Genomic DNA, 26,005 nt, shown 5'->3' on the forward strand with positions numbered 1-26,005 from the left:
TTCAAAAATTAACGAATCATTTATTATTTTGTATCTACATTTATTTTCTAAATATTTCTTCTGCTCTTCGTAAGACAAACGTTTTTTACATTCTTTAATTTTTAATCTTCAAGCAATTCTATTTTATAAATAGACGGCATAAAAGCTTCTACTTTTTTATATTCTCCAGAACAACAAGAAAACTCAGAGCGTTTTAGTCCCCAATTAATTTTAAACTCTTTTCCGATTAAATCTTTATTGGCGGCTAATGTTCCTTTATCATACAATTTTAAATCTCCAAAATTATTATTTCCAAAACCAAAATCGAATTCCTTTCCATTTTCATCTACAAAATTAATCTGTAAATAATCTGCAAGCTCTACATTTTTAAAAGTCACATAAAGCGTCAATGGAATATCTTTCCATTCATTTCGCATATTTTCAATTTCTGCTTCTAATTCTTTTCTATAATCTTTAGGACATTTCAAAATATATCTATTCAGTTCCCAATCTACTAACTGACGAGATTTTCTAACTTTCCCTCTAGCTCTTTTTTTCTTAGTTTGTGGAACTACAGAATCTTGTTGTATTAGAACTTTTTTTGGTTCTATTATCTTTGCTTCGGAAGTTTTTAATTCCACTTTTTCATCAGAAGTTTGCGTAGTTTGTTTTTGTTCAACTTCTTGCGCTATATTTTCTTTTAAAGTATTCTTACAAGCAATCAGAGAAATTGCTATCAGGGGGATTAATATTTTCTTCATTGATTTATTCTAATTTCTCCAAAGATACTATTAATGTGAAGGTCCGTCAAAATAAATTTCTGTGATTGCTGTATCATCGTATTTTTCTCCAGGATAAACTTCCAAAATCTCAAATTTTAATCGCCATTTATTTGTTTTTTGTTTTAAAGTAATTTTTAAAGATTGTTCTGCATAAACATCCTGAAAATCAATAATTCCATAAAACACATCATCTAGAAACATTTTCATTTTCTTTACACGATTATTAGCTTTCCAAGATTTTTTACTTTTCACATAACCATTTACAAAAATAATTTCCTCAATCATCGGATGGTTTTCAGCAAATTCAAAAGTAATTGTTTCGCCAATTCCTGATCCCTCCTTCCCTTCTACCCAAGCAGTTTTATAACTCGAATCTGAAATATTAGATGCTTTATAATTATACTTTGTTGAAGCTTTCAACTCGGAAGAAGTTTTTACTGTAAAATTTGCTCCACAATACCAACTACATCCTTCACCTACAATATCCCACATATCTTCAAAAACCATTGCGTCATATTTTGAAATCAAAGCTGATTCTTCTTCTGTCATTTCAGACCAATCTTTATCTTTTAAAAGTATATTAATCTTTTCCCAGTCCGATTGTACTTTTAAACTAAAATCTAATTCTGCATAAATTTCTGTTTTTAAAACATTTTGAGATTGTGCAGAATAACTTAGAAACAATATCAAAAAACCGAAATATTTATTTTTCATAATGAACTGATTTAAAATTTTATTCCAAAACTAGGAGTTTCATCTGATGTTTATTAATGATGAAGTAAAAAATTTTCAACATAGCCTAAGCTATGATTAAAAATTTTTACAAATCAGTGATGAACATGCTTGAAACGAATTTTGAGTTTAAAAATTTAAATCAGTTCAATATAATTCTATATCCTCTTTTGCTTCTTTTATAGTTTCAATTTTATTTAATTTTCTATAAATCTTCATCGCTTTAATTTTCTCTGAATTTTCTAAAAGCTCTATGATTTCTTGGGTTAAAATATTTTTATTAGTAAAAATAGAAACTCCATGATTTACAGACCCTTTACCAATAGACTGAATTCTACCTTTTGGCTCCCAATCGCCCCAATCCAACCCACGTTTAAAATCTCCATGTTCTTCTTCATTTTTCTTACAATAAAATCCTTCAGCATAATTAGCTAAATAATCACAACTAGAACATTTTTCTGGAACAAATATCTCAATATCGTTTACTTTATTTTTCAAAACTGGATTTGTATTTCCAGAAATTCCGCAAAAGCCATAATCTAACTGTAAATAAGAATTTGTTTTTTTAAAATCTCTTATGCATTCCCCTTCCAAAAGATTTTCACAAGAATTACATTTTGAAGGTATTTTTCCTTTGCTGATAAAATACGAAAACGGCACCAAATTATATGCTCCTTCTTTCTCACATTTTGGAAATGAATTTCTATACATTTTTTGTTTTATTTATTTTTCCACCATTTATTTTCATTCAGATATTCACTTCCATCATTAAAAGTTTCCCAACCATTTTTTACATATTTTGGACAAACTAACATTTCTCCATCTCCACAATCAAAATCAAAAGTGAATGGTAAACGGTAATCTCCCCAAATACATTTTTTGATTTTTCCTGTTTTATAACTTTGCCAAGTTCCTACATAAGTTCTGTTAAAATAACTATCTGCAGAATCAAAAGAGTCATCCAAAGCAATTAACTTTTTAGAGAAATCGAAAGTAATTTGACTTTCAAAACTTCCTTTAAATACACCAACATGATTTTGTGTTTTATCTTCAAAAAATTCATAAGTAGCAAAAATATTTCCTTGTTTTAAATCTAAATCACTTTCTTTAAATTCAATTATTTTTTGAATTCTGATTTCCCCTTTAAAATCACAAATATTCCCTTTTACATTCGATTTTCCATAAATTTTAAAAACCCGTGGATTCTCAGTATCCTGTTTTGCTTTATAAATGTAAAATTGTATTCTTTTATAATCTAAACCAATTACACCATTCTCAGCTTGTTCTCCAGAAAGAAATAAAGATTTCACATCGAAATTAAATCCTTTTACAGAATCAGTAACATCAAACGAATCTTCTTCGTAATTGGCAATTTGAATATCTAAATATTCTTTACTAAAATCTTTTTGGTTGGGATTAAAATTTTCGCATAAATGCCCATTAAAATAAGGGTCAAAATGTGCTGAATCCTCTTTACCTAATGAACAATTTTGATTCTCACAATAATTTTTCGTTTGCGAAAAAACAATAATTGGCAATAAGTAAATTAATAGTTTGAAGTTTTTTTTCATTTTCATCATATTCTAAAAATCTTTAATCCTTCATTTTTATATTTACTTAAAAAATCAATCAAATTGATTAAATTCTCTTTTTCAGTATATTTTAATTCTACAAACTTCAAAGCTTCAATAAATTCTTCTAAATCATTAATTACAGAAGGTTTTTCATCCAAACCATAAAATCCAATATCTTCATTCCATTCTTTCAAAACCTGAACATAATTAATTTTCTTTTCAACCCAATAAACATCATATAATTTATTCATCAACTCAAAAAATATTGGTTCGTGTATTATAAACTCATTATTCTTTTTCATTGATTTAAAAACTATATAATCTTCAAATTCACCAAAAGCTATTTTTTTCATTTCATTTTAATTTCTAAAATTTGAAAAAGATAATGGTTCTATATCTTCTTTTACATATTTATTTACTTGCAAATAATTCATCCAAGCATTTGCTCTTTCTAAAGAAGTACATCCATACACATTATGGGAATTACATAATTTCTCAGGAAAACCTAGAGTTGTATTAAAATGAATTTCCAATAATTTTATCAGTAAATAAACACCATTATCTTCCACTCCACCGCCACCACCAACAAATGCAATCTTCAGATCATATTTTAAAATCTCATAAACTTTATCGAAATCAAAAGTTCCATCAGATTTTTTATAATCTATTCCTATTTTTTCTAAATAATATTCATGAAATTCTTTTTTACTAAACTTTCGATAGTTCTTCAAAAACTCTTCACGAAAATTAGCATCATCGAAATCTCCTAAAATTGCAAAACCAAAATCTCTTTCTAAAAAATTATATTTATCATAAGCCTCAAATGGAGTTTTATTTACTACACTTAATGCTTCTTCAATTTGATCATAATAAATTTCTGAAAATATCTTATCAAATTTAGACTCATATTCATAAGTATCTTCCTTTTCTAATTGTTCTAATTGTTCTAATTCGGCTAAAAAATCAAATCTCACATTATCATAATTTACTTCTGATGATTTCTCTTTTTCTTCTTTGAATTTTAATTTAGTTTTAGCCTTAGAAATTACTTCCTTAAATTGTAGTTCATATTTAGGATTTAACTTTTTAAGTTTTTTCAATAATAATATTGTTTCCAAGGAGCTATTCACAAATTTATTTGAATAATTATTACAATTCCCAATAATTCCTAAATGATCATAATAATAAGATTTTATTACATAACATTTCAAATGCTTTGGATTTTGCAATAAAGTTTCCCAATTCTTAGAATAAAACTTATCAATAATTTTCCCAGCAGAATATGTTAACTCCCAATTTTTCTCGTAGATAATTGCCCAATATTCAAAAGCCGTGATATTTTCAATGGTAAGCTCTTCAACTATTTCGTTTTCTAAAAATCTTCTTTCTTTTACAGTTAATTTAGATTTCAACAATTCAATATTTTTTCTTAATTCATCATTTCCTAAAAAATCAATTTGATTTTCTTTACAATAATCTGTGAGTTGTACCAATTGTTCTAAAAAATCATAAGCAAAAGAAGGAATCACATAATTATAATCGCTTAAAAATGTTCTTTTTTGTTTTTTAATACCTTCATTTACTAAAACTAAATCTGATTGCGTTAATTCAATAAAAGCATTTATGGCAATTGAATCATTTTTAGAAAACATTTTATCAAATAAAGCATCAACATGATTTGTATTATTTATTGAAAGTTTAGGATTTACAAAAATATTTCTTCTCTCATCCCATTTATTATCTTTATAATATTTAGAGAAAAAAGCAACGACATTTATTCTTACTTCTTCATAAAAAGCTTCTTCAATATTATATTCTAATTTTCCATAATCTCCAATAACTGCAAGGTTTGTTCTTGTCAATAATTCCATTAAATCTATAACATCTTCTTTTTTTATATTGTTTTCATCAAATAAATCTTTAGTCTCATGTTTTCCATAAATCAATGGTTTTTGAAACCTTCTATATCTATTTTTAAGATAAATAAAAGCAATTTCTAATAAAGCTTTTGGATTTTTATTTTCAATCAGAACATCAATATTATTTTCTTTAACCCAATCTAATTCCATTAACTCCTTTTTTTTATTTAAAAGTTCATGAAATTTAAAATCTGTCAATTCCGTTAGTTCATATACAACTTCTCTTTCTTCAAAAGGAGTTAAAACAAATCCATTTATAGCCTCAGAAAAAACAATTTTATCTTTATTTTCATTCAAAAATGCTCGGAATGATTTTGTACTTATTGAATTCTCCTCTAAATTAATTTCATTCTTCAGAAAAAAACAATTCTCTTTAATTAATCGTTTTGCAATTTGTGATTCTGTAGAATAAATGACCATACAAATAAATTCTGCTATTTCTTTTTCACTATCCAAATATTTTGAAATTTCATAAAGAGCTTCAAAATCCCCTTTTCTCATTTTCTCATCTAACTCATACATCTCATGCCCATAAGAGAACTCAGGTAATGTGTGATTTTTATTTTTATTTCTTTTATATTCTCCACCCCAAAACTTTTTTTTCTTTTGATTCTGATTTATCGAATCGTTTAACCGATCTTGCGCTACAGAAAACATAGTATTAAATAAAACAAAGAGAAGTAGTATTTTTTTCATAGTATTTTGTTTAAGCTTTCAATTTTAAAACTCTTTTTTTCAAGTTTTATTTTTCATTTTTTCTCTAAACATTTCGTGTCTTAGATCTTTTCAATTTATATTTATCAGATAATTCCAAAGGAATTTGTTTAAACGAATCTATAGTTATTGTTTTTAGAACTAAATCCACCACACCAATTTTTGTTTTTCTAAAATATGTTTCAAAATCTTGAAAATATTCTTTCTGAAAATTATCAATTTGATTACCATTTAAATACAAAACAGCAAGATTTTTCAACTTCGAAATCTTTGAAGGAATTGTTTTTAAATTATTTTCACTTAAGTTTAAATTAGTCAAATGTGTCAGTTCAAAAACTTCTTTTGGTATTGATTCTAAATCACATTTTGGCAAACTCAACAAACTTGATTTATTAAGTTTTACTTGTGCTATTTTTTCTAAAATTTCTTTTTTCATAGTTTAATATTCTTCATATTTCGTTTCAGGGTAATTCAAATATTTCGCTTTGTACTTTCCATTTTCATATTTTAAAAGCAAATCGAAATTGGTAAACCCTTCTTGAAAGCTTCTATTAATTTTTAAAATAATTCCATTTTCTGTAAAAGTTATATTTTTTACTTTGTCATAAGCTCCGTCATTAGCCATTAACTCAAGAAAATCAACTTTTTTATTCCAAGTTGCTTTTTCAAAAACACTATCTTTTACAATTTCCACCAAACCAAAAAAACTTTTTGACTCATCTTTAAAAACAACAGGTTCATTATAATTTGCACAAAAAGTTAGACCTTCTTCATCAGAAACTCCAATTCCATAAAATTCAGTTCTAAAAAGTTTTATTTTTTTCTGATTTGAGTCAAGGGTATCCAACATCGCATCACTTATTTTATAGACATCTCTTCCATCCATTATTCCATTCTTAAAAACATTTCTAACTTTCAAATAATTAAATGCATCACAATATTCTTTGTTATTATACAGACTATCTGACTTTGCGATAATATTGACAAAACTTCCTTGTTTTAAATTTAAACTATCTATTATTTCTAAATTTTCATTCAGCAGTTTAATAGACTCTCCAATTAACACAGCAGTTCCCTTTTCCGGTGAAAAAGATATTGGTGAGATACTATTATTTTCAGAAGTTATTACTTTTTCTTTCTCAATTTCAAGTTTTTCATTTCCCTTGTTATCAATTAAAGTATCTTTGATTTCTTGTTGAATAATTTCTTTTTTCTCGTTATTAATTTTAGATTCTGAAGTATTACAACTTAAAACTAAAAGTGAAGCAAATAAAAGGTAGATTCTTTTCATAGTTTAATATTCTATTCGTTTCCATTCAGATTTATTCAAATATTTAGCAATGTATTTTCCATTTTCATATCTCAAAAACAAATCGAAAAACATATAAGAATCATGCATAGAACTTTTAATTTTTAAGATAATTCCATCTTCAGTAAAAATTACATTTTCCACTTTTTCTTGCCCAACATCATCTTGATTTAATTGAAGAAATCCAGCACTTTTAAATTCAGATTCTTTTCCAGAAATAATATCTTCTTCAACCTCAACCAAACCAAAAAAACCTTTTGATTCATCTTTCAAAACAACAGGTTGTCTATATTTAAAACATAAAGTAAGACCATCATCATCAACAAACCCAATTCCATAATATTTAGTTCTAAACAGTTTTAGCTTTTTATTTTTTGAATCAATAGTATCTACTATTTTTTCATCAATCTTATAGACAAATCTTCCATCTAGTACTCCTTTTTTCAACATAAAATTCACTTTCAAATAATTAAATGCATCACAATATTCTTTTTTATTATACAGACTATCTGACTTTGCGATAATATTGACAAAACTTCCTTGTTTTAAATTTAAACTATCTATTATTTCTAAATTTTCATTCAACAGTTTAATAGACTCTCCAATTAAAACAGCTGTTCCTTTTTCAGATGAAAAAGATATTGGTGAAATACTATTATTTTCAGAAGGTTTTTCTTTTTCTTTCTCAATTTCAAGTTTTTCATTTTCCTTGTTATCAATTAAAGTATCTTTGATTTCTTTTGGAGTAATTTCTTTTTTCTCGTTATTAATTTTAGATTCTGAAGTATTACAACTTAAAACTAAAAGTGAAGCAAATAAAAGGTAGATTCTTTTCATTTTTATAATTTTGATTATTTAATTGCTAAAATCTAGGATTATTCATAGCAATCGGAGCAAATATAAAAACTAAATCTATTTAATTTTGAAAATGAGTATAAATTAGATTTTAATTTAATTCTCGTGTTTAAAATTTTTTCACCTTTAATTTAAAACTTTTATACAAAAAAAACAGATTCCAATAATTATCAATAAATTAATGGAAACATTAATAACTAATGGAATTTTTCTTTTTCTTAAAATAAAAAATAAAGTAAGATTTAACAGACTCATCATAACAAGAAGTATTAATTCAAATAAAGTCAAACATAGATAAGTCCATCTCAATCCATAATGGCAACCATAATAAACTAAATTAATATAAAAATAAATGGTTGTTAAATTTAGAAGAACTAATAAACTAATTGCAATGTAATTTATAATTTGAACTATATATCTCATTTTCTCTACACGTTCTTATTCATCTTTAAACTTCTTGTATTCTAAAAAAGAAAAAACCTTTTCAAAATATGCTTCTCCTCCAACTTTCCAAACATTTAAATGATTTGCACCATCTACTTTTAAAAACTCTTTTTTAGAACTGATTATATTAGAAAAATTTTCTTTTCCATATTTTATATTTATTCTCTTATCTTCATCCCCATGAATCAATAAAATCGGCTGATTTATATTTTTACAATATTTCATTGGTTTTGCATCTTCCTCATCAAATTCTGCAATATCTCCAGCTCTCGAAACTAAATAATCAGTCAATAATTCATCTTTAAAACCTAAATGATATTGAAAATAATCATGAACAATCGTTTCAAAATCGGTGAAAGTACTTTCTATAATTCCGAACTTAATTCTTGGATCATTTCCCATAGCTTGTAAACCAATTGCTCCACCTAAAGATTGTCCCCAAACCCCAATATTTTCAGTGATTTTTTCTTCTTTTTCTAAAACATCTAATAGTTTTGAAATATCTTTTTTCTCTTTCACACCAAAAGTACAATGCGTTCCTTCACTCTCTCCATGAGCTCGATGATCTATAGCAACAGAATTATAACCTTGATTTGCTAATTTTTGACTTAAGGAAATAAAATGTTCTTTTTTGGAACGAATTCCATGAAGTAAAATTACAGTTCCTTTCGGATTTTCATGATCTGAATAAGTTATGTAACTAGATATTTTTAATCCATCAAAAGTTTCAAAATTGAGATATTTACCATTAGTATTTTCTATTTCAAATTTTGGAGAAATCGTTTTAGAATTCCCCCCTCTTACAATTTCTATGAGTGGGTTTCGAATTTCAGTAATAAATCTTGGTACGTAGAAGTGTATAAACAAAGCCAAAATAGCAATTAAGGTAATCGCTATTTTTAATAATTTTCTCTTTTTCATTTTTGGTATTCATTTGTTGCTATAAACAACAAAAGATTCTACTGAAATATTGTATTTCAGATAGAATCTTTTTCTTTTCTTTTTTTAGTCTAAAAATGGTTCTTTACAAAATTCTGAACACCTTCCGTCATCACAACGCATTGCAGGAAAAATACAAAGTGCACCATTACCACCATTAATTGTTTTCTGAGCTGATTTACTCAAAACTTTAGCACTCTTAAGTTTTTTAAGTTTTTTCATGATAAAAAATTTAATTATTATTCAATATTCTAATTTAAACCAATATAAGATATTTTTTTAACACGATAACATAAATATCGTTATTTTTTTAACAATTAATTATTTAAAATTCTTAAACAATTTTAATTTTTAACAATTCTAGTAATTAGAAAAATCAATGATCTAAAATTAATTTTCCATTTTAATAATATCTTCTTTTGTCATTTTTTTATATTTCATCGCTTCCTCTTTAATAATTTCATTAGAAGTATCTTGAATTATTTCATCTAAAACTTTATTTGATTTTTCATTTTCACCTAATAATTTCAGATTCAAAGCTCTATTCATTCTATTCATATCGTAATTTTCTGTTCCTTTTTCTAACTTTTTCAAAAGTGAAATATATAATTCCTCTGCTTTCTGATATTTTTCTATCGCATTTTCAGTTTCTCCTTTTTCATCATAATAATATCCCTCAGCCATATACAAATCTGGGTTTTCTGGACTTAAAGAAATCATCTTTTGCAAGGTCTTAAAAGCTTCATCTCTTAAACCTACCTGATTTTGAAATGCCATTTTATTAGAAAAAGCAATAAAATAATCTGGTTGTATTTCTGTGGCTTTATGCAACATTTTTATAGCTTTCAAAATACTATCTTTTTCACGATGAGTAGTTGCCAAAACAACAGCATGGTCGTTTAAAAATTGGGCTTTAGAATCTACTATCAACTTTTTTTCAGTAGGTTTATCTTTTGAACCACAAGAAAATAGACTAATTGCAGCTATGAAATAAAATATTCTTTTCATTGATTTAAATTTCCGATAATTTATAATTCAAAAAAACCTTTTGTTTTTCTATTTACAAAAGGTTTTTTGATTTATTTTTTAGTAAAATGAATTATTGAACTTACTTAAACTTTTTTGCTAAAACTAAGAGTTTTATCTGATGTTTATTGATGGTGAAGGGAAAAAATTTCAGCATAGCCATAGCTATGGTTAAAATTTTTCACAAGCCAGTAATGAACATGCTTGAAACGAATTTTAAGTTAAAAAGTTTAAATGAGTTCATTAAGTACAACTTGTAATTTCTACTTCAAATAAACCATTTTCTTTAATTCTTAAATATACTTCATCAACACCTAGTTGCCCTTGAAAAATTATTTCATTCTCACTCCTTGAAACAAAATCTAAAAGATAGAACTTATTACTTTCTAAGCCTTCTCGTGTATCACTTATCATTTGATGATATACTTCATTTAAAGTCAAATTTCGGTATTCTACAATTTCATAAAAACAACCATCCAAAGAATAATATGTTTCTTTCGCATTTGGATAAAATGTATATTCATACTCAATCGAAATACTTTCTGAATCAGCAGTAATATACGCACCTTTTTCTTTGGTTTCTCTTAATGATTCCCCTCTAAAATTGATACTTTTAAGACGCTCATGTTTCAAAAAAACATTTGGTTTCTTCATAGAAAAATCTGAGCTAAAAACATAACCATCAACTCCTTTTGGTTTTATCCAACTTCCTTTTAAAGAGAAATTCTTTGAAATTTCAAAAACTTCTTTTGTAGGAATTATTTTCTCTACCAAAATTGACTTTCCTAAAGAAATATTATGATTAGTTTTTGATTTAAAAGTAGGCTTTTCATAAATCTTTGCTCCTTTTATATTTATCACAAAAAAAGAGTCATTTATTTGTTGACTTTGACAAAATGGAATATTAAGCAATAGTCCTAAGAAAAAAAGAAAAAATTTCGTTTTCATATTCATATTTTTAGTTCTCTCGAAAATAATATTAATTAAAGATTTATCCTATAACGGGAACCAGTGAATCTTTCTCAATAACATAAACAACCATCTTTTAATTCAAAACGCAACCAATCTTCAAAATAATGTTCTCTGCTAAGTTCTAAAATTTCTTTTTCTTTGAGTTTTAAATTCTTTAAATCTAATCCTACATATTCTTTTGAGTTTCCTTCCACATTTTGAAGGTGAATATAAATTTTATTTTTATAGAAAAACAAACCTTCGATGAAATTAGAATACGTTAATACAATCTCATCTTTTTGCAAATCATAAACGGACATTCCACAGTATCCTAAATCACATTCTTCAAAATTCAATAAATATTTGTTATTTATAATTTTTGAAATAGAACCTCCTGTCATTTCAGTTACTTTTCCTTTGTTATTTACAATTATTGTTCTACCATCATAACTTCCATGTTTTGTTAAAATCAAATGATTTGGAACAGCGTCTTCTAAAAAAGAAATTCCTGCAGATCCACCTAACGGATCGATATATTCATAATCAAATTTTTCTGTTTTTTCATTATAAACTTCAACAAAAGCGTCACAAACAGTCTTTTCATTTTTTATTTGAATTATACGAACGAAAGTTTCTCCAATATTTTTCACTCTGATTTTAAGTTTAATCTCAGAAGCTTTGTAAGTTTTTCCTTTGAATTTAAACTCCGTAATTTCTTTAATTCTAGATTTATGCATAAATCCAGAATCTCCATCCATATTTGTTATTTTAAACCAATTTTCATTTGCTAATTCTTCAAAATAAAAATATTCTTCTTCATATACTTTAAATTTTATTTTTGACTTAGAGGTTTTTTGTTCTCGTACATTTGTATATCCATCTGGATCATTAATTTGACCTAATTTTTCTTGAGCTATTATATTCATTGTGATTAAAAAACATAGCAATATAATTTTAAAATTCATGCAATCTTGTATTATTTCAATTCGTAAATGATTAACTCTTTTTCATTTTTAATAATTATTTTATCATCCTCAAAAATATTATAACGTATAGTCATATCTTTTTCTTTTAAAGTTTTATTTCCCGCATCCCAACTCACTTGAAACTCTCTCATTTTTTTAAAACCTAAAGTATCTAAATTCAGCATCAATTTACCATATTCATTCATGCTATAAATATTGACTCCCAAAGGAACTCTATAAGAATAAACAGAATCTATTTTCCCTTTATCATCAAAAATATAAGATTCATTTCTAAGAAACCTTTCTCCTTTAAAATGAAAAACACAAGAAGTTGGTGAATTTGACTCATCATCTTCACAATGATTCGCATTCGACTTATAAAAATTCCATTTTGCAACTATCTTTCTATTCTTATTTTCTTTACAAGAAATAAAAAATAAACTTAAAACAATAAGTAAAAACCTACATTTCATCTAATCAAAACGATAAGTAAATTTTGCAACTCCATCTTCACAAATTACTCCTTCTGGTTCTTCTGGCGCCATACAATTACTCACAACATCCCATTTCATATTAAAAGCTTCTTGAAGTGCTTTATGTTTTGCTACTTTATCTAAAAAAGCAGAAACATCTATATTTTTAGAATAAGCAATAAACCCTTCTGGCCCACCACAAGCTTTATCTCCATAACTTGTAAATGACCAATCTTCTGAGTTTTCACAAGTTTCGCTTTTGGATAAATTTTCAATCTCAGAAAACAAATTCTGAATTTCTAACATTTCTTGTTGTCTTTGATCATCGTCATCATCATTACATGAGTTTAATGTAAAGACTAGACTTGATACGAATACAATTTTTAATAAATTTTTCATCATATTTAATTTTTAGTGGAAAAAATGTTTACAAGGATGCTTCTTTTCTAGCCAATTCTGAAAAGCAACTATAGTTTCAAATTTTAATTCTTTTCTTTCCGAAATTTCTAAAACTTTTATAGGTAATTTTGATATTTCTAAAGCTTCTACTAAATGTTTTAAAATGGATTGATGTGCTTCCCAAAAAACCTTTTTATCACAAAAATAATCTTCGCCATAAAGTGTGTAACTATCACCATCCGATAAAGTAATTTGGTGTTTTGGTTGAAACATTTCCTTTAAGTTTTAAAATCTTCACAAGTTAAAATTATATTTATTATATAACGCATAGAAATCAAAAACTATCAAAATTTCTATTAAAATATTTATCTATTATTATTTTTCATTACTTTCGAGAAAATTAATCAAAAAATTAAAAATCATGTGGAAAGAAAATTTAAAAAAATATGATGAAATCGTAGACAAATGCGAACGATTTGAAAGAAAAGGAAAAACAATGCCTTATACTTCGGCAAATGGTTACATGTTTTCTCTTTTAAATAAAGATGGAGAATTCGGAATTCGTTTCTCTAAAGAAATTCAAGAAAAATATATAGAGGAACTTGACTCTAGTCTTTTTAAATCTCACGGAGCTGTTATGCGCGGATATGTTTTAATTAAAAACGAGATGTTGGATAATCATGAAAAAATGATCGAATTATTGAATGAAAGTTATGATTATGTGATGACCTTAGATCCTAAATAGTTTTATGATTTCTACACAATTATTCATAGGTATTTATTTACTTATTTCTGTTTTAATAGTTTTAATGTTTTTTATCAAAAGTAAAAAAGCACTCTCTATTTTCCCAGATTTAGATTCTGTTACGATTCTTTTTAGAGAAAAATATGCTTCAGGTCGTTCGAACAACTCTTTTTTAACCAAAATAGGAGGCTCTAAGAAGACTCTTGAAGTCATTTTAACAACACAAGAGTTTTGGGTCAGAGGGAACATTATTACAGCTGCTGTTTCTCTAAAATTTGATTTAATCCATAAAATTCCTTTTTCTAAAATTAAAAAAGTAGAAAGAACAAATGGCTCAATGATTTCAATATATTTTGTTTCTGAAGCGAATGTGAATACTAATTTAGAATTAAAACTAAAAAATCCAGATCAATTTATTGATATTTTAAAAAGAGAAGCTCATGTGTAAAATTTCAGAACATTTAAAGTTTTGTACTTGTAATGAAAAAATCAATCTTAAGGAAAATTATTGGGAACTGAAAAGAAGGGCTAAAGGCTTTATTCTTGGTCAACTTATACATTACCCAGATGATTTTGATATAAATAAAAAGACTATTTTGAAAATTACGGATAATTTAAACTCTAAAAATTTATTTGATTTTGATTATAAACCTGAAGAAGAAGATAAATTAAAATTGAGCTTTAATAAAGGGGAAAAAGAATCTATTATTCATTTTTTATTCAAAAACGGAAAATGGGAACGTTTTTATGAAAGTGGCCTTAACAATAGTTTTGATTATTTAGAAGATAGGGATTTGTATTTCCCTTTTATATCTGGTAAAATAAATAATCCTTTTGAAGATAAATAGTAAAAAAATAAACTTAAAACCAATTCAATGGGCTTAAAATCTGCTAAACTAAATCATGTAGCAATCAGCTGTAAATCTCTTGAAGAATCAATTGACTTTTATACTAAAACTCTAGGATTTCAAATTCGAGAAGATGATAGTAATTTAAATGTAAAAGTTGCAATCGACAATTTTACTTTTATAGAACTATTTCCTTTTGATCAATATAAGGCAGGTGGAAGAGGTAATATTCCTCATTTTGCTATCGCAATCGAATCTTTGGAAGAAAGTTTGGACTATTTATCTACCAAAAATATTTTCCCAGTACGTGGTCCTTTTCATATCAAATCTAAAGATTTACAAAATACAATTCGTTCCGTAGCATTTATTACAGGTCCTGACTTAGAGGAAATTGAACTTGTTCAGAATTATTAATAATAGAACAATAAGCTCTATGAAAAAGATACTTTTATTAGAACTAATTTTAATTATAATAAACATTATTTTAATAATTCTTATTCCAGAAAACTCGGAACCATTAAATATATTTTCTCAATTTGTTATGGATGGTTATTCCTTTTTCATTTCAATTAATTTATTCGTTTTTACACTTTGGTTTCTAGGCATTCAATTTTTAAGAAAAAAGAAATGGATTTTAGGTATAACTTTATTTTCTCTATTTTCAATTCTAGTTTATTTCACTTTAAACTTTTCATTCTCTTTTTGGAAAGAGACGGAATCATTAAAACAGGATTTACTAGTTTATAAAAGTGAGGATAACAAATCTGAAATTATTATTCAAAAATATACAGTAAATGATTCTACAAGATTTCATATAATAAAAACAAAACCAATTTCAAACAAATATTATAGAATTTCTGAAAATATTTCTTTCAACAAATTAGAAATTCATGATTTTCTTACATATAAAGACAAAAAAATACGTCCTTGTGATGAACTTAAAAAGTCAATTTACTATGATAAAGCTTATTATTTAGTTAGCAAATGTAAATGAGAATTTATATAATAGACTTTCACAGAAAAATAATAAACCAACCTCATTAAAATGAACCAAAATTTAGAATTGATCAATCAAAAAGTTTTTAAAACTTGTGATTTAAAACTTTCCGATATAAAAATTGAACCTGAAGGGAAAGAATATGATGCTTGTAATTTTAAGCTAAATCAATCAAAAGTTTTTTCTAGAAGTTCAAAAATTACACCTAAAAAAGTAGGACAATTTGTAACCTTTTGGAGAAGAAATAAAGAAGGCATTACAGAACCTCATCATGAAATGAATTCTTTTGATTTTTTAATTATTAATGCAAAAACTGAAAATAATTTCGGGCAATTCGTTTTTCCAAAATCAGTTTTAATTAAAAAAGGAATCATTTCTACAGATAAAAAAGAAGGAAAAAGAGGATTTAGAGTTTATCCAAATTGGGATATTCCAACTAGCAAACAAGCTATTTCAACTCAGAAATGGCAAACAAAATATTTTTACGAAATCAATAATGAAATTGATTTTGAAAAAGTTAAAGAATTATATACTAACAAATAATCTCATTTGAAATCAATTAGAATGTTTAATTAGAACTATAACACACCCCTTGCACCTCTCAAGAGGGGATTTTTTTAATCTAAAAATAATATCAAACAGTTTCTACTTCTTCATTTTCAGTAGAAACTTGTTTTGAAGAAGATTTAAAGTGTAAAAATATTTCTTTTATTGAAAGTATATTTAGTGGAAATTCTAAAAAAACATGTAACATACTCAAGAAAAATAATGCCGTAAATCCTGTTTTAAAATCATAGATATATAAACCTATTGATAAAAGCCAAATTATTAAAACTGCAAACAATCTTTTTCTAGAAAATCCTTTCGCCCATCCGATAATAGAAGTTTTCGAAAACCAATTTAAATAATGATAAGTGTAAGCAAATGAAATAAAAATTTGCATTCTCAAACCAAACTCAGAAAACACATTAAACTTTCCTGCTTGCAATTCGTTGAATTTTGATGCTACAAAACCACTTACATTTAAAATATTACTCTGAATAACTTTATCCATAACTTCTCTAGACGGTTTTGTATGAATCAAATCTGAAGACAAAAAAGAGATTATAAACGGTACCGAAAATAAAACTAAAGCCAAATAATATCCATTTTTACTCTTGCTTTTTATCGCTCCATAAATGATAAATAATAAAGTAAATAAATACACATGAATAAGAGTTGGAAGGAAAATGGCAACAAAAATATAAAGGTCTGGAAGATAGGTTAAAGCCAAATAAGAAACCGGAATTATCACCAATAATGAAACTAATAAATATTTGGTTTTTCTTATAAATAAAAGACTAATAGCGAACAAAAACCCAGTCAATAAATAAAAACCACCGTGCTGAAAAATCTTTCCTATTTTAAGTTTTAATTCTGGTGTAATTCCAAAATCAAAAAACTTTACAACTGGATAAATAGACATTAAAACAGTAAGCACCACAAATAAATTGATCCATTTTTTATTGGTTGAAACAAAATATTTCTTTTCGTGCAACCAGTTTATTTCTGTCAAATAATGAAGTGGACCAAGAAAAGCGTAGGAAATTAAAAACAATTCGAAAGGTAAGATCACAGCAATAACTAGAGAAATAATTACAAGAAAAATATTATAAAGATCGATTTTTTGAGTATTCATGGTTTTCGTTAATTGAAATTGAAAAGTATTATTATTTTAAAAAACACACAAATAAGACTATAAATATTAATATTTTCTTAAAATAAGTTCAAAAAATAAAACTCTTCTTCATAGAACAAAGAAGAGTTTTATTTTTAAATTAATTATCTCGTTCGTACAAAATGATTTTGAACCAATGCATTTAAAAAAATCTTAGACTCTACACATTTAAAATCTAATCTTTGTGACAACTTTGAAAACAACGGAATTCCCTCTCCTAGTAAACAAGGAATTGTTGTTATAATTAAATCATCAATCAAATCTCTTTCTAGAAAACTTTGAATGGTTCTTCCACCATCAATATAAAGATTCAAATAACCTCTTTTGTTTAAATCTTCTACAATTTTATTCAAATCACCATTTACAATTTCTACCTTTCCTTTATATTTTGCAGGAACTTCTTTCAAACTATTACTCAACACAAAAACAGGAATCTGATATGGCCATTCTATATCAAAACCACAAACTGTTTCAAAAGTTGTTCTTCCCATCACCAAAGCATCCATTTTACTTGTAAAGTCATGAAAACCTAGGTCCAAATTATCTGGATTTGGGATCATATTTAACCAATCGATTCCTCCATTTTTATCTGCAATATAACCGTCTAAACTAGTTGCTATATAAACTTGATTCGTTGCGCTCATAATTTTCTTTCTTTTATTTTAAGTTACAAAATTACAAGCTGCTCTAATTTTAAAATTGTATAAAATTTACCTTTGTTTTATTTTTCTCTTAAAAAATCTTTGGGTGTAGCTCCACAAAATTTCTTAAAAATCTTGATAAAATGTGATTGATCATAAAAACCCGCCTCAAGACCTATTTCTATCAGTTTTTTTGAATTTTTATTTTGCAATAATTGAATAGCAGTATTTACTTTTTTCAATTTTACGTATTGACCTGGTGTGAGTAAATAATGTTTTTTAAATTTTTGAATAAAACTTTTTTGAGAAATAGAAATCGACAAATTAAAATCTTTCAAAGCTCCTTTTTCTAATAATTTTGTAGAAATATAGTGTTCAAATTTAAGCAAATCGCTATCCAATTGTTCCTTATCAAATAATTCTAACAAGTATTTTTCTACTTTTTCAAATTCAAAATTTTCAGTCAAAAATAAATGTTCAAAGAGAATTTCCGACAATCGATCCATGGTATTAGAACCAAATTTCTCTATCAACATTCCATAGCAATACGGTTTCAAGATTAATCCAACCGAACTATAATCGCCTGAAACTTTCGTTTGAAAAGGACTTGTCTTTAATCCTGAAATAATTTGATGCTCATTTTTATTCAAGATATTTTCTACATTTTGACCTTCTACATGAAAAACATCACCATAATTAAAAATCAATTCTGTAAACAAAGGTGCATGATGACTCGCATTCAAATCAATTTTTGAAGCTTTCCCTACCCAAATAAAATCAACAAATTGATTTAAAGGAAATTTTGGACGATATGTTTTCTGGAAAATCATTTCTAAAAATATTCTTTTACAAAATTAAGTCTTATTTCTGGTTTTGATTTTAAAAGTGATTACATAACGAATTATAATTTATTTCCCATGTGAAACATATAACACTTCAAAATTTCTAGAATCCATAATAATTAGAAATGTTCCTCCTCTTTTTCCTTTTGGTAAAGTTCCTTTTACAAGCCAATAATCGTCTATTTTAAAAGTATTGTATGGTTTTTGTTTGACAATTTTCTCTTCTCCATATATATCAAAAAGAACAAATTCGGCAAATTCAATTACTTTCTTTTCTGTTTTTAATATAGATTCCTTTCCTATTAAATTGTGTGTCTTTTTATTAGATAATTTCTCTTTTAATAATACCTCCGCTTCTTTTTTAGTTAAATTAACTCTCTCAGCACTCTGGCTAAAAGCAAAAAAACTAATCAACATAAAAGAGCTCATTAAAATCGTTTTTTTCATTTTTATAAATTTTATTTTCATTTTCTATCCAAATTCAAAATAAACTGTCTTTGAATTATTTTTAATCCCAAACTCAATAAAATCTAGAAGATTTCTTAAATCATGACCAAAATTATTTCCGATATAACCTTCGCTTAAGTTTTTATTAAATTCTGAAAAGTAAAAAGCATTATCCAAAGTATCAAAATCGGTTTCTTTTAATTTTGAAGGAAGATTTTCAATTTCACTCAATTTTTCAATAAATTGCTTTAGTTTTTCTTGTACTTCAAAAATATTATTTTCAACTTTTTTATTTAAATCTAAATAATTTTGTTTTCTCTCCTCATACTCTTCTGGCTCATCTTTAAGATGTTCAATAGATTCATACATTTCGTCCTCGCTTGCATATTCACTCATATCGTAGAAAAACTGTATATCTATTTTTATCAATTCTCCTAATTGATTCAACTCCGAATGCTCTACAACACCCTGACGATGTATAAAATTGCAAAAAGTTCTACTCAACTTTGGTTCACTTAAAATATCAAGAAATTCTTCATTTTCATATAACTCCTCTTGATTATCTAATTGTGCGGAAATATCTAATCCCATTTTTTTATTGTTTTATTTTATATTTTTTCCACAAATCTATCCCGATATTCTCATTTAATTTCGTAATAAATTTTCTCAATAGCTTCTTCTTTTCTTATTCCCTTTTTCATTCAAATTTTAAGCTTTCTTCAAATAAATCACTTTTCTTTTAGTTTTCAAAACTAATTTTCGATCTTTCAAATAAAGGATTTTTGACTTTTTAATTTTAAAATTCTTCAATTTTTTCGGTCCCCATTTATTTGCTCTTTTTACATTTCTTTTAATAACATTTTTTTCACCCAAATACTGAAAAGTTCCTTCTTCAGAAGTCTGCCCGTAATCGTTTATAGAAATCAAACGAAACTTTCCATCTTTTCCAAAAATATACAAAGATCTTTGATGATCACCTCTTGGAACAACTTTCTCATTGTCTAATTCTTCTAATGTTTCTTCGGATAATTTAGCTCCTTTTTCTAAAATTATAACTTCCCATTTTCCAATTAATTCTTGAGGAATATTATTTTCTGAAATTTCTTCTTGACTAAAAGCAAATTGTAAACTCAAGAAATAGAATAAAGTAAAAAGTTTTTTCATTTATCATTATTTTAAAACCAAAATTATTAAAACAAATTCTCTACCAAACTATAAAAATTATGATCTCCTTTCTTAAAAATTAAAATATATTTACACAAAAAACATAAAATGCAAAATTTTAAGATATTCATAGGTTCTCTATCCACATTACTTTTTGTTGGATTCGGACTTTTATTATCTAAACTTTTTAACTCTGAAATCTGGATTTTACTTTGTCTTATTTTAATTCCTTTTATCGGATTTTTCACCTATAATTCAAAACACAAAAAATTTGGAGTAGGAATTTTACTTACTTGTATTCCTATATTTTTAATAGCATTTTTTGTTGTTTCTGTAAGTAGAATCCATTAGAATTCCTGTAAATTAAATATTATTATAAGCATAATAAAAACTACTATGATTTTTGATTTCCCATGAAGGAAACAATACTTTTGCAAAAAAGAAAAATAATGCATCCACTACGAAAACATCTTGAAGAAATTATTTCTATAAATGATGAAGAATTTGATTTTATTTTAAGTCATTTTAAAACTTTAAAAAGGAAGAAGCATCAATATATTTTACAAGAAGGAGAAATTGCGACAAAAGAATTTTGGGTTGTAAAGGGTTGTCTAAAAAGTTATTTTTTAGATGAAAATGGTAAAGAATACATTCTACAATTCGGTATGGAAAATTGGTGGATTACAGATTACGAATCGTTCATCAACAAAACAGAATCTAAAACTTCTATCGATTGTATTGAAGATTGCGAACTTTTATATATTACTTATGACGATCGAGAAAAACTAACTTCTGAAATGCATAAAATGGAGCGTTTTTGGGCAAAAAAAAGTAAATTTGGTCGAATTGCTTTACAAACTAGAGTTTTATCTTTATTAAAAAATTCTACACAAGAGAAATATGATTTATTATTAAAACAATACCCCACTCTTTTTCAGCGTGTTCCTAAAAAAATGATTGCTGCTTATCTTGGTGTTTCCAGAGAAACACTTAGTAGATTAAATAAAATGTGACATACATCACTTTAAATTAGTGATTTTCCTCCTTCTCAAAATCTTCATTTCAAAACACCTTTGTAGCATAATTATTTAACAAAAGAATTATGCCATATGTAAACATTAAAGTTACAGATGAAAATGTAACAGATCACCAAAAACAACAATTAATCAAAGGTGTTACGAATTTACTTGTAGAGATTCTACACAAAAAACCAGAAACTACACATATCGTTATTGATGAAGTTCCTATTACAAATTGGGGCTTTAATGGAAAACAGTATTCACAATCTAAAAAATTTAAAAATGAAAAATAAAACAGTAATCGTCACAGGAGCATCATCAGGAATTGGAAAAGAAATTGCAAAACACTTTATCCAAAAAGGAAGTAATGTAATTATGAATTCTTCTAATGAAGCGAGTTTAGAACAAGCTTTTATCGTTTTAGGTTCTCCTTCTAATGCCGAATTTCTTGCTGGAGATATCAGTAAAAAAGAAACTGGAATTCAACTTACCAAACTTGCTTTAGAGAAATTTGGTTCTATTGATATTTTGATAAATAACGCTGGTGTATTTTCTCCAAAACCATTTTTAGATGTAGATGAAGAAGATTTGGATTTGTATTGGAATGTGAATCTAAAAGGAACTTATTTTACTTCGCAAGCGGTAATTCCACAAATGCTCAAACAACAAAATGGTTCTATTATAAACATCGGAACTGTTTTAGTAGATCACGCAATTGACGGATTTCCAGCTACGGCTCCACTGACTAGTAAAGGCGCAATTCATGCTTTTACAAGACAATTGGCGGCAGAATTTGGTAAAAATAATATTCGAGTAAATACAATCGCTCCAGGAATTATTCGAAGTCCGCTTCAAGGTAAAATTGGTGTGGAAGATGCGGATAGTTTAGCTGGGTTGCATTTATTAAATAAAATTGGAGAAACAAATGATATTGCAGAAGCTGCTTATTATTTGGCAACTTCAAGCTTCGTAACTGGCGAAACAATAAACGTTTCTGGAGGACATACTGTTGGACATTCAATTTAATTATTTATGAAAAAAGACGATATAAATAAAATTGAAACACTTATTTCCTCGTATTTTCAAGGAATTTATGAAGGAAATATTTCTGAATTGGAAAAATGTTTCACAACGAATACACAGATTTTAGGAGATATTAAAGGAGTTTCATATCAAAAAACTATTACGGAATATCTTGAAGGTGTCAAAAATAGAAAAAGCCCTAAAGAGCTAAACGAAGTTTTTAACATGAAAATAATCAGTATTGAAATATTGGGAGAAATTGCAATGGTAAAAGCACAGGTTCCTATGCTAGGCTACAATTATTTTGATTTTCTGTCTCTTCTAAAAAAAGATAATACATGGAAGATTACACATAAAATTTTCACACATATTGATTAAAAATAATATTACAGAACCTCTTTGAATAATCAAAGAGGTTTTTTGATGTTTTTAATTTAAATTCCTTTTTTGATTAAAATTTTATATTTACATCGAATTAAAAATAAAAACATGAAAAAAATATTATTTACTTTCTTTATTTCTTTTACTATTATTTCTTTTGCTCAAAACACTAAAAACTTTGAATCTATTGCCAATAAAGAAATCAGTACTGAAGTTCAAGATCTATTAGAATTAAAACAAAATCTTAAATATTTTATTGGAAAAGATGGAATTGATGAAATTGATGTCGAAATCATGAGTAATCAAGGTTTTTTTTCAATGATTCTAATGAATTCTATTCAAAACAAAGAAGAAAATAAAAAACTTACTTATCAAGTAGTTCTAGAATCTTTTGTTGAATTCAAGACAAACGAAGGTTACCAAAATTATAAAACTATTTATCCTTTTTTGAAGGAAATTGAAAGTAGACCAGCAGATATTAAAAACTGGGAAAATGACAAATTGCTTTTTGAGAAAATTGGACTACAACCTATTAGAATTGAAAAAATTCATGAATATTTAAAAGAAAATTCTAATCCAAATATTACTTATAAAGAGTTTATGGAAAGTTTCAATCAAAAAGAAAAAGCTGAAACTACCGTAAATCAAGAGAATATTGAACTAAATCTTGATTCTAAAAATATTGGATATGCTAAATATTTAGAAGAAAGTAAACAAATTGGAAAACCTTTATTACTATATTTCACTGGACATGCTTGTGTTAATTGTAAAAAAATGGAAAGCAGTATTTTTAGAGAAAAAATGGTTTATAAAACATTATTCAATGATTATATTTTTGTAAGTCTTTATGTAGATGAGAGAACTAAATTGCCAGAGAATCTTTGGAAATATTCAGAATTCACGAAAAGAAATATAGATTATATCGGTGCATATAATTCTGAAATTCAAATGAAAAAATTTCAAACAAATGCACAACCATATTTTATTATTTTAAACGAAAATAATGAAAAAATAGATTCTATGTTTTATACAGATGATGAAAATGAGTTTTTAAACTTTTTGAACAAAGGACTAGAAAAACACAAAAACTAATATACATGATCACAATTCAATTTGTATCATAATATATAGATTGTCAAGTTTTCTTTTTGAGAGAAGCTAGAGTGTGTTTTAAATTAAACATAATTCTTTCATAGAATTTAAAACTTGATAATAACAAATACTACCAAAATCCCTATTCTCGTTAATAGGGATTTTTTTTATAAAAAAACTCCTTTATTATTTATCTTTATATAAAACACATCTTAAAAGTTTTATTTATGAAAAATAATAGAAGAGATTGGTTAAAAACAGTTGGATTAGGTATTGCAGGATTAAGTCTTAGCTCTTTTGATTTTTTAGAAAAAACAAACCTAGATGTAAAAATATCTTCAAGCCTAAAGTTTCCAATTTCTCTAGAATCGAATGAAAATCCATACAGACCTTCCCCTCTTGCTAAAAAAGCCATGATGAAAAATATAGATTTCAGCAACAGATATGGTTGGATTCAAATTCCAAAACTTAAAAAAGAAATCGTAATTCAAAACAACGTAAACGAGAATAATATTCTCCTAGATGCTGGTTCTACAAAATTATTAGAACTTGTACTACAATTTGCAGGGCTTCATAAAGGAAATTTTATCACTCCTGAACTCACCTATTCCTACTGGATGTCTCCTTATAATATTTATGGTTTAGAAAAAATCACCATTCCTCTTAAAGAAAACAAACATCAAGATTTAGAAAAAACATTAGATACCATTAATAATAACACAAAAATGGTTTTCATTTGTAACCCGAATAATCCAACAGGAATTTTATGTAAACGAGAAGAAATTATTGATTTTATCGACCAAGTTCCAAAAAACGTGATTATTTTAATTGATGAAGCATATATAGAATTTACAGATGAAAAATCTTTGTGTAATCTAATCTTTAAATACCCTAATTTAATTATCACAAGAACGTTCTCTAAAATAAGAGGGCTAGCTGGTGCAAGAGTTGGCTACGCGATGGCTGATAAAAATATGATAAAAACATTATGTGAATTACAATCTTGGCCGAATGGTAGCCTTAGTAATATTTCTATAGCCGCTGCAATTTCCGCTACAAAAGATGTAGAATTTCTTCAAAAGACAAAACAGTTAAACAATACCGTAAAAGAATATACAATCGATGCTTTAGAAAAATTAAATATTAAATGCATTCCTTCTAAAACGAACTTTCTTTACCTTTCTCTAGAAGAGTATCCGAAAGATTATTTCAAACAGCTAGAAAAAAATAGAATTTTAGGAACAAAAATTTATGAAGAAAAAGGAAAATGGACCAGAATCACCATTGGAACTATAGAAGAAATGCAATATTTCATTCAAGCTTTAAGCTAAATTTCGGCTTTAAAAAATCTCATTTAAATAAAATTCTAGATTTAAAACACATTATTTCTTCAGATTTATCTTTCTAAACACAAGAAATAGCACTTTTTTATAATCTAACTCCTCCTCTTTTTAGTAGTTCTTTTTATGAAAACAGTTCATTTTATATTTTTTTGAAAAAAAAGTTGATTTTTTTTATCCTTTTTTTCACAACGGATTTTCAAATAATAATAAATTATTAATGAATATTTTACGTTAAATAAACACAAACTAATTCCAAATAGTTTCACATTTTTTTTGATATTTTTTCAATTAATCTCAGGAAAACACTTGCAAATTAAGAATCATGTTGTATATTTGCATCGCTTTAAAAGCGGGAGTAGCTCAGTTGGTAGAGCGTCAGCCTTCCAAGCTGAATGTCGCCGGTTCGAACCCGGTCTCCCGCTCAAATAAGATTCGTTCTTAAATATTATTTTTTTATTAGTTTTTTCTATCTAAAAACTTCTAATTGCGAGAGTAGCTCAGTTGGTAGAGCGTCAGCCTTCCAAGCTGAATGTCGCCGGTTCGAACCCGGTCTCTCGCTCGAATAAGATTCGTTCTTAAATATTATTTTTTTATTAGTTTTTTCTATCTAAAAACTTCTAATTGCGAGAGTAGCTCAGTTGGTAGAGCGTCAGCCTTCCAAGCTGAATGTCGCCGGTTCGAACCC

General features: G+C 26.2%; 36 protein-coding genes and 2 tRNA genes. 15 read left to right on the top strand and 23 right to left on the bottom strand.

Annotation, left to right across the window (positions count from 1 at the left end; translation table 11 throughout):
* Nucleotides 1-101: 101 nt before the first annotated feature.
* The 17 genes from I0K12_RS16960 to I0K12_RS17040 all read right to left on the bottom strand — a co-directional run bounded on the left by I0K12_RS16960 (nt 102) and on the right by I0K12_RS17040 (nt 13,334).
* Complete coding sequence (locus I0K12_RS16960; RefSeq protein ID WP_196889333.1) at nt 102-740, bottom strand: hypothetical protein; 639 nt, start codon at nt 738-740, stop codon at nt 102-104.
* Nucleotides 741-770: 30 nt separating this feature from the next.
* Entirely contained in the window at nt 771-1,475 is a 705-nt protein-coding gene (locus I0K12_RS16965; protein WP_196889334.1) for an NADase-type glycan-binding domain-containing protein, read from the bottom strand.
* A 165-nt stretch (nt 1,476-1,640) separates the two neighbouring features.
* Nucleotides 1,641-2,204, bottom strand: a complete 564-nt coding sequence (locus I0K12_RS16970) for a hypothetical protein (protein WP_196889335.1) — start codon at nt 2,202-2,204, stop codon at nt 1,641-1,643.
* An 8-nt stretch (nt 2,205-2,212) separates the two neighbouring features.
* On the bottom strand, nt 2,213-3,064 hold the full coding sequence (locus I0K12_RS16975) for a hypothetical protein (RefSeq protein ID WP_196889336.1): 852 nt from the start codon (nt 3,062-3,064) through the stop codon (nt 2,213-2,215).
* A 5-nt stretch (nt 3,065-3,069) separates the two neighbouring features.
* Nucleotides 3,070-3,420, bottom strand: coding sequence for a hypothetical protein (locus I0K12_RS16980; RefSeq protein ID WP_196889337.1), 351 nt, complete (start codon nt 3,418-3,420; stop codon nt 3,070-3,072).
* A 6-nt stretch (nt 3,421-3,426) separates the two neighbouring features.
* Nucleotides 3,427-5,682 carry a hypothetical protein gene (locus I0K12_RS16985; RefSeq protein WP_196889338.1) on the bottom strand — a complete coding sequence of 752 codons (2,256 nt, stop codon included), beginning with the start codon at nt 5,680-5,682 and terminating at the stop codon, nt 3,427-3,429.
* 64 nt (nt 5,683-5,746) lie between these two features.
* Complete coding sequence (locus I0K12_RS16990; RefSeq protein ID WP_196889339.1) at nt 5,747-6,136, bottom strand: leucine-rich repeat domain-containing protein; 390 nt, start codon at nt 6,134-6,136, stop codon at nt 5,747-5,749.
* Between the two features lie 3 nt (nt 6,137-6,139).
* Nucleotides 6,140-6,991: a hypothetical protein gene (locus I0K12_RS16995; protein ID WP_196889340.1), complete on the bottom strand. Its 852-nt coding sequence runs from the start codon at nt 6,989-6,991 to the stop codon at nt 6,140-6,142.
* 3 nt (nt 6,992-6,994) lie between these two features.
* Nucleotides 6,995-7,846 carry a hypothetical protein gene (locus tag I0K12_RS17000; RefSeq protein WP_196889341.1) on the bottom strand — a complete coding sequence of 284 codons (852 nt, stop codon included), beginning with the start codon at nt 7,844-7,846 and terminating at the stop codon, nt 6,995-6,997.
* Between the two features lie 456 nt (nt 7,847-8,302).
* Complete coding sequence (locus I0K12_RS17005; protein ID WP_196889342.1) at nt 8,303-9,229, bottom strand: alpha/beta hydrolase; 927 nt, start codon at nt 9,227-9,229, stop codon at nt 8,303-8,305.
* An 84-nt stretch (nt 9,230-9,313) separates the two neighbouring features.
* Complete coding sequence (locus tag I0K12_RS17010) at nt 9,314-9,469, bottom strand: hypothetical protein (RefSeq protein ID WP_196889343.1); 156 nt, start codon at nt 9,467-9,469, stop codon at nt 9,314-9,316.
* Between the two features lie 168 nt (nt 9,470-9,637).
* Nucleotides 9,638-10,255, bottom strand: a complete 618-nt coding sequence (locus I0K12_RS17015) for a tetratricopeptide repeat protein (RefSeq protein ID WP_196889344.1) — start codon at nt 10,253-10,255, stop codon at nt 9,638-9,640.
* 261 nt (nt 10,256-10,516) lie between these two features.
* On the bottom strand, nt 10,517-11,221 hold the full coding sequence (locus tag I0K12_RS17020; RefSeq protein WP_196889345.1) for a hypothetical protein: 705 nt from the start codon (nt 11,219-11,221) through the stop codon (nt 10,517-10,519).
* A gap of 74 nt (nt 11,222-11,295) precedes the next feature.
* Nucleotides 11,296-12,150 carry a hypothetical protein gene (locus I0K12_RS17025; RefSeq protein ID WP_196889346.1) on the bottom strand — a complete coding sequence of 285 codons (855 nt, stop codon included), beginning with the start codon at nt 12,148-12,150 and terminating at the stop codon, nt 11,296-11,298.
* A 50-nt stretch (nt 12,151-12,200) separates the two neighbouring features.
* Nucleotides 12,201-12,662 (bottom strand): hypothetical protein, encoded by a 462-nt coding sequence (locus I0K12_RS17030; protein ID WP_196889347.1) that lies wholly within the window; start codon nt 12,660-12,662, stop codon nt 12,201-12,203.
* On the bottom strand, nt 12,663-13,061 hold the full coding sequence (locus I0K12_RS17035; RefSeq protein WP_196889348.1) for a hypothetical protein: 399 nt from the start codon (nt 13,059-13,061) through the stop codon (nt 12,663-12,665). It lies immediately after the preceding gene.
* 12 nt (nt 13,062-13,073) lie between these two features.
* On the bottom strand, nt 13,074-13,334 hold the full coding sequence (locus tag I0K12_RS17040) for a hypothetical protein (protein WP_196889349.1): 261 nt from the start codon (nt 13,332-13,334) through the stop codon (nt 13,074-13,076).
* Nucleotides 13,335-13,482: 148 nt separating this feature from the next.
* Here I0K12_RS17040 and I0K12_RS17045 point away from each other — a divergent pair, with 148 nt between their 5' ends.
* From I0K12_RS17045 to I0K12_RS17070, 6 genes are read left to right on the top strand one after another with little or no spacing between them, the layout of a single operon-like run.
* Nucleotides 13,483-13,806: a hypothetical protein gene (locus I0K12_RS17045; protein ID WP_196889350.1), complete on the top strand. Its 324-nt coding sequence runs from the start codon at nt 13,483-13,485 to the stop codon at nt 13,804-13,806.
* Nucleotides 13,807-13,810: 4 nt separating this feature from the next.
* The gene (locus tag I0K12_RS17050; protein ID WP_196889351.1) at nt 13,811-14,254 is read left to right on the top strand and encodes a hypothetical protein; all 444 of its coding nucleotides are present in this window, start codon (nt 13,811-13,813) and stop codon (nt 14,252-14,254) included.
* Complete coding sequence (locus I0K12_RS17055; RefSeq protein WP_196889352.1) at nt 14,247-14,654, top strand: hypothetical protein; 408 nt, start codon at nt 14,247-14,249, stop codon at nt 14,652-14,654. The genes I0K12_RS17050 and I0K12_RS17055 overlap by 8 nt, the downstream gene beginning before the upstream one ends.
* Nucleotides 14,655-14,681: 27 nt before the next feature.
* A complete protein-coding gene (locus I0K12_RS17060) occupies nt 14,682-15,068 on the top strand; it encodes a VOC family protein (RefSeq protein ID WP_196889353.1) in 387 nt (128 codons plus the stop codon).
* Between the two features lie 19 nt (nt 15,069-15,087).
* Nucleotides 15,088-15,648, top strand: a complete 561-nt coding sequence (locus tag I0K12_RS17065; RefSeq protein WP_196889354.1) for a hypothetical protein — start codon at nt 15,088-15,090, stop codon at nt 15,646-15,648.
* Nucleotides 15,649-15,699: 51 nt separating this feature from the next.
* On the top strand, nt 15,700-16,194 hold the full coding sequence (locus I0K12_RS17070) for a MepB family protein (RefSeq protein WP_196889355.1): 495 nt from the start codon (nt 15,700-15,702) through the stop codon (nt 16,192-16,194).
* Nucleotides 16,195-16,285: 91 nt separating this feature from the next.
* Here I0K12_RS17070 and I0K12_RS17075 read toward each other — a convergent pair whose 3' ends face one another.
* The 6 genes from I0K12_RS17075 to I0K12_RS17100 form a co-directional block, all read right to left on the bottom strand.
* Complete coding sequence (locus tag I0K12_RS17075) at nt 16,286-17,329, bottom strand: hypothetical protein (RefSeq protein ID WP_196889356.1); 1,044 nt, start codon at nt 17,327-17,329, stop codon at nt 16,286-16,288.
* Nucleotides 17,330-17,472: 143 nt separating this feature from the next.
* A complete protein-coding gene (locus I0K12_RS17080) occupies nt 17,473-18,012 on the bottom strand; it encodes a dihydrofolate reductase family protein (RefSeq protein WP_196889357.1) in 540 nt (179 codons plus the stop codon).
* A 77-nt stretch (nt 18,013-18,089) separates the two neighbouring features.
* The gene (locus tag I0K12_RS17085; RefSeq protein WP_196889358.1) at nt 18,090-18,839 is read right to left on the bottom strand and encodes a helix-turn-helix domain-containing protein; all 750 of its coding nucleotides are present in this window, start codon (nt 18,837-18,839) and stop codon (nt 18,090-18,092) included.
* Between the two features lie 78 nt (nt 18,840-18,917).
* Entirely contained in the window at nt 18,918-19,298 is a 381-nt protein-coding gene (locus I0K12_RS17090) for an NTF2 fold immunity protein (RefSeq protein ID WP_196889359.1), read from the bottom strand.
* A 24-nt stretch (nt 19,299-19,322) separates the two neighbouring features.
* On the bottom strand, nt 19,323-19,889 hold the full coding sequence (locus I0K12_RS17095; protein ID WP_196889360.1) for a hypothetical protein: 567 nt from the start codon (nt 19,887-19,889) through the stop codon (nt 19,323-19,325).
* A 117-nt stretch (nt 19,890-20,006) separates the two neighbouring features.
* Complete coding sequence (locus I0K12_RS17100; RefSeq protein ID WP_196889361.1) at nt 20,007-20,462, bottom strand: hypothetical protein; 456 nt, start codon at nt 20,460-20,462, stop codon at nt 20,007-20,009.
* 108 nt (nt 20,463-20,570) lie between these two features.
* Between I0K12_RS17100 and I0K12_RS17105 the strand changes: the two genes are divergently transcribed.
* The 9 genes from I0K12_RS17105 to I0K12_RS17145 all read left to right on the top strand — a co-directional run bounded on the left by I0K12_RS17105 (nt 20,571) and on the right by I0K12_RS17145 (nt 25,879).
* Nucleotides 20,571-20,813, top strand: coding sequence for a hypothetical protein (locus tag I0K12_RS17105; RefSeq protein WP_196889362.1), 243 nt, complete (start codon nt 20,571-20,573; stop codon nt 20,811-20,813).
* Nucleotides 20,814-20,911: 98 nt separating this feature from the next.
* A complete protein-coding gene (locus I0K12_RS17110; RefSeq protein WP_196889363.1) occupies nt 20,912-21,475 on the top strand; it encodes a Crp/Fnr family transcriptional regulator in 564 nt (187 codons plus the stop codon).
* An 89-nt stretch (nt 21,476-21,564) separates the two neighbouring features.
* On the top strand, nt 21,565-21,774 hold the full coding sequence (locus tag I0K12_RS17115; RefSeq protein WP_196889364.1) for a tautomerase family protein: 210 nt from the start codon (nt 21,565-21,567) through the stop codon (nt 21,772-21,774).
* The gene (locus I0K12_RS17120; protein ID WP_196889365.1) at nt 21,764-22,507 is read left to right on the top strand and encodes an SDR family NAD(P)-dependent oxidoreductase; all 744 of its coding nucleotides are present in this window, start codon (nt 21,764-21,766) and stop codon (nt 22,505-22,507) included. The genes I0K12_RS17115 and I0K12_RS17120 overlap by 11 nt, the downstream gene beginning before the upstream one ends.
* Nucleotides 22,508-22,513: 6 nt before the next feature.
* Nucleotides 22,514-22,882, top strand: a complete 369-nt coding sequence (locus I0K12_RS17125; protein ID WP_196889366.1) for a nuclear transport factor 2 family protein — start codon at nt 22,514-22,516, stop codon at nt 22,880-22,882.
* A gap of 111 nt (nt 22,883-22,993) precedes the next feature.
* The gene (locus tag I0K12_RS17130) at nt 22,994-23,977 is read left to right on the top strand and encodes a thioredoxin fold domain-containing protein (protein ID WP_196889367.1); all 984 of its coding nucleotides are present in this window, start codon (nt 22,994-22,996) and stop codon (nt 23,975-23,977) included.
* Between the two features lie 227 nt (nt 23,978-24,204).
* Nucleotides 24,205-25,308, top strand: coding sequence for a pyridoxal phosphate-dependent aminotransferase (locus I0K12_RS17135; RefSeq protein WP_196889368.1), 1,104 nt, complete (start codon nt 24,205-24,207; stop codon nt 25,306-25,308).
* 361 nt (nt 25,309-25,669) lie between these two features.
* Nucleotides 25,670-25,742: transfer RNA gene (locus tag I0K12_RS17140), tRNA-Gly, on the top strand.
* 64 nt (nt 25,743-25,806) lie between these two features.
* Nucleotides 25,807-25,879, top strand: a tRNA-Gly gene (locus I0K12_RS17145).
* Nucleotides 25,880-26,005 lie beyond the last annotated feature (126 nt).

It is taken from the genome of Aureivirga sp. CE67 (assembly GCF_015767245.1).
Lineage (GTDB): Bacteria > Bacteroidota > Bacteroidia > Flavobacteriales > Flavobacteriaceae > Aureivirga.

Bases quoted from the DNA above. Each gene is read 5' to 3' on its own strand.
- I0K12_RS16960 (WP_196889333.1), bottom strand. From the start codon at position 740: ATGAAGAAAATATTAATCCCCCTGATAGCAATTTCTCTGATTGCTTGT.
- I0K12_RS17010 (WP_196889343.1), bottom strand. From the start codon at position 9,469: ATGAAAAAACTTAAAAAACTTAAGAGTGCTAAAGTTTTGAGTAAATCA.
- I0K12_RS17030 (WP_196889347.1), bottom strand. From the start codon at position 12,662: ATGAAATGTAGGTTTTTACTTATTGTTTTAAGTTTATTTTTTATTTCT.
- I0K12_RS17090 (WP_196889359.1), bottom strand. From the start codon at position 19,298: ATGAAAAAAACGATTTTAATGAGCTCTTTTATGTTGATTAGTTTTTTT.
- I0K12_RS17085 (WP_196889358.1), bottom strand. From the start codon at position 18,839: ATGATTTTCCAGAAAACATATCGTCCAAAATTTCCTTTAAATCAATTT.
- I0K12_RS17025 (WP_196889346.1), bottom strand. From the start codon at position 12,150: ATGAATATAATAGCTCAAGAAAAATTAGGTCAAATTAATGATCCAGAT.
- I0K12_RS17040 (WP_196889349.1), bottom strand. From the start codon at position 13,334: ATGTTTCAACCAAAACACCAAATTACTTTATCGGATGGTGATAGTTAC.
- I0K12_RS17110 (WP_196889363.1), top strand. From the start codon at position 20,912: ATGCATCCACTACGAAAACATCTTGAAGAAATTATTTCTATAAATGAT.
- I0K12_RS16990 (WP_196889339.1), bottom strand. From the start codon at position 6,136: ATGAAAAAAGAAATTTTAGAAAAAATAGCACAAGTAAAACTTAATAAA.
- I0K12_RS17055 (WP_196889352.1), top strand. From the start codon at position 14,247: ATGTGTAAAATTTCAGAACATTTAAAGTTTTGTACTTGTAATGAAAAA.
- I0K12_RS17095 (WP_196889360.1), bottom strand. From the start codon at position 19,889: ATGGGATTAGATATTTCCGCACAATTAGATAATCAAGAGGAGTTATAT.
- I0K12_RS17130 (WP_196889367.1), top strand. From the start codon at position 22,994: ATGAAAAAAATATTATTTACTTTCTTTATTTCTTTTACTATTATTTCT.
- I0K12_RS17060 (WP_196889353.1), top strand. From the start codon at position 14,682: ATGGGCTTAAAATCTGCTAAACTAAATCATGTAGCAATCAGCTGTAAA.
- I0K12_RS17105 (WP_196889362.1), top strand. From the start codon at position 20,571: ATGCAAAATTTTAAGATATTCATAGGTTCTCTATCCACATTACTTTTT.
- I0K12_RS17075 (WP_196889356.1), bottom strand. From the start codon at position 17,329: ATGAATACTCAAAAAATCGATCTTTATAATATTTTTCTTGTAATTATT.
- I0K12_RS16965 (WP_196889334.1), bottom strand. From the start codon at position 1,475: ATGAAAAATAAATATTTCGGTTTTTTGATATTGTTTCTAAGTTATTCT.
- I0K12_RS17100 (WP_196889361.1), bottom strand. From the start codon at position 20,462: ATGAAAAAACTTTTTACTTTATTCTATTTCTTGAGTTTACAATTTGCT.
- I0K12_RS17070 (WP_196889355.1), top strand. From the start codon at position 15,700: ATGAACCAAAATTTAGAATTGATCAATCAAAAAGTTTTTAAAACTTGT.
- I0K12_RS17115 (WP_196889364.1), top strand. From the start codon at position 21,565: ATGCCATATGTAAACATTAAAGTTACAGATGAAAATGTAACAGATCAC.
- I0K12_RS17035 (WP_196889348.1), bottom strand. From the start codon at position 13,061: ATGAAAAATTTATTAAAAATTGTATTCGTATCAAGTCTAGTCTTTACA.
- I0K12_RS17020 (WP_196889345.1), bottom strand. From the start codon at position 11,221: ATGAAAACGAAATTTTTTCTTTTTTTCTTAGGACTATTGCTTAATATT.
- I0K12_RS16980 (WP_196889337.1), bottom strand. From the start codon at position 3,420: ATGAAAAAAATAGCTTTTGGTGAATTTGAAGATTATATAGTTTTTAAA.
- I0K12_RS17080 (WP_196889357.1), bottom strand. From the start codon at position 18,012: ATGAGCGCAACGAATCAAGTTTATATAGCAACTAGTTTAGACGGTTAT.
- I0K12_RS17015 (WP_196889344.1), bottom strand. From the start codon at position 10,255: ATGAAAAGAATATTTTATTTCATAGCTGCAATTAGTCTATTTTCTTGT.
- I0K12_RS16975 (WP_196889336.1), bottom strand. From the start codon at position 3,064: ATGAAAAAAAACTTCAAACTATTAATTTACTTATTGCCAATTATTGTT.
- I0K12_RS16985 (WP_196889338.1), bottom strand. From the start codon at position 5,682: ATGAAAAAAATACTACTTCTCTTTGTTTTATTTAATACTATGTTTTCT.
- I0K12_RS16995 (WP_196889340.1), bottom strand. From the start codon at position 6,991: ATGAAAAGAATCTACCTTTTATTTGCTTCACTTTTAGTTTTAAGTTGT.
- I0K12_RS17050 (WP_196889351.1), top strand. From the start codon at position 13,811: ATGATTTCTACACAATTATTCATAGGTATTTATTTACTTATTTCTGTT.
- I0K12_RS17135 (WP_196889368.1), top strand. From the start codon at position 24,205: ATGAAAAATAATAGAAGAGATTGGTTAAAAACAGTTGGATTAGGTATT.
- I0K12_RS16970 (WP_196889335.1), bottom strand. From the start codon at position 2,204: ATGTATAGAAATTCATTTCCAAAATGTGAGAAAGAAGGAGCATATAAT.
- I0K12_RS17065 (WP_196889354.1), top strand. From the start codon at position 15,088: ATGAAAAAGATACTTTTATTAGAACTAATTTTAATTATAATAAACATT.
- I0K12_RS17000 (WP_196889341.1), bottom strand. From the start codon at position 7,846: ATGAAAAGAATCTACCTTTTATTTGCTTCACTTTTAGTTTTAAGTTGT.
- I0K12_RS17005 (WP_196889342.1), bottom strand. From the start codon at position 9,229: ATGAAAAAGAGAAAATTATTAAAAATAGCGATTACCTTAATTGCTATT.
- I0K12_RS17125 (WP_196889366.1), top strand. From the start codon at position 22,514: ATGAAAAAAGACGATATAAATAAAATTGAAACACTTATTTCCTCGTAT.
- I0K12_RS17045 (WP_196889350.1), top strand. From the start codon at position 13,483: ATGTGGAAAGAAAATTTAAAAAAATATGATGAAATCGTAGACAAATGC.
- I0K12_RS17120 (WP_196889365.1), top strand. From the start codon at position 21,764: ATGAAAAATAAAACAGTAATCGTCACAGGAGCATCATCAGGAATTGGA.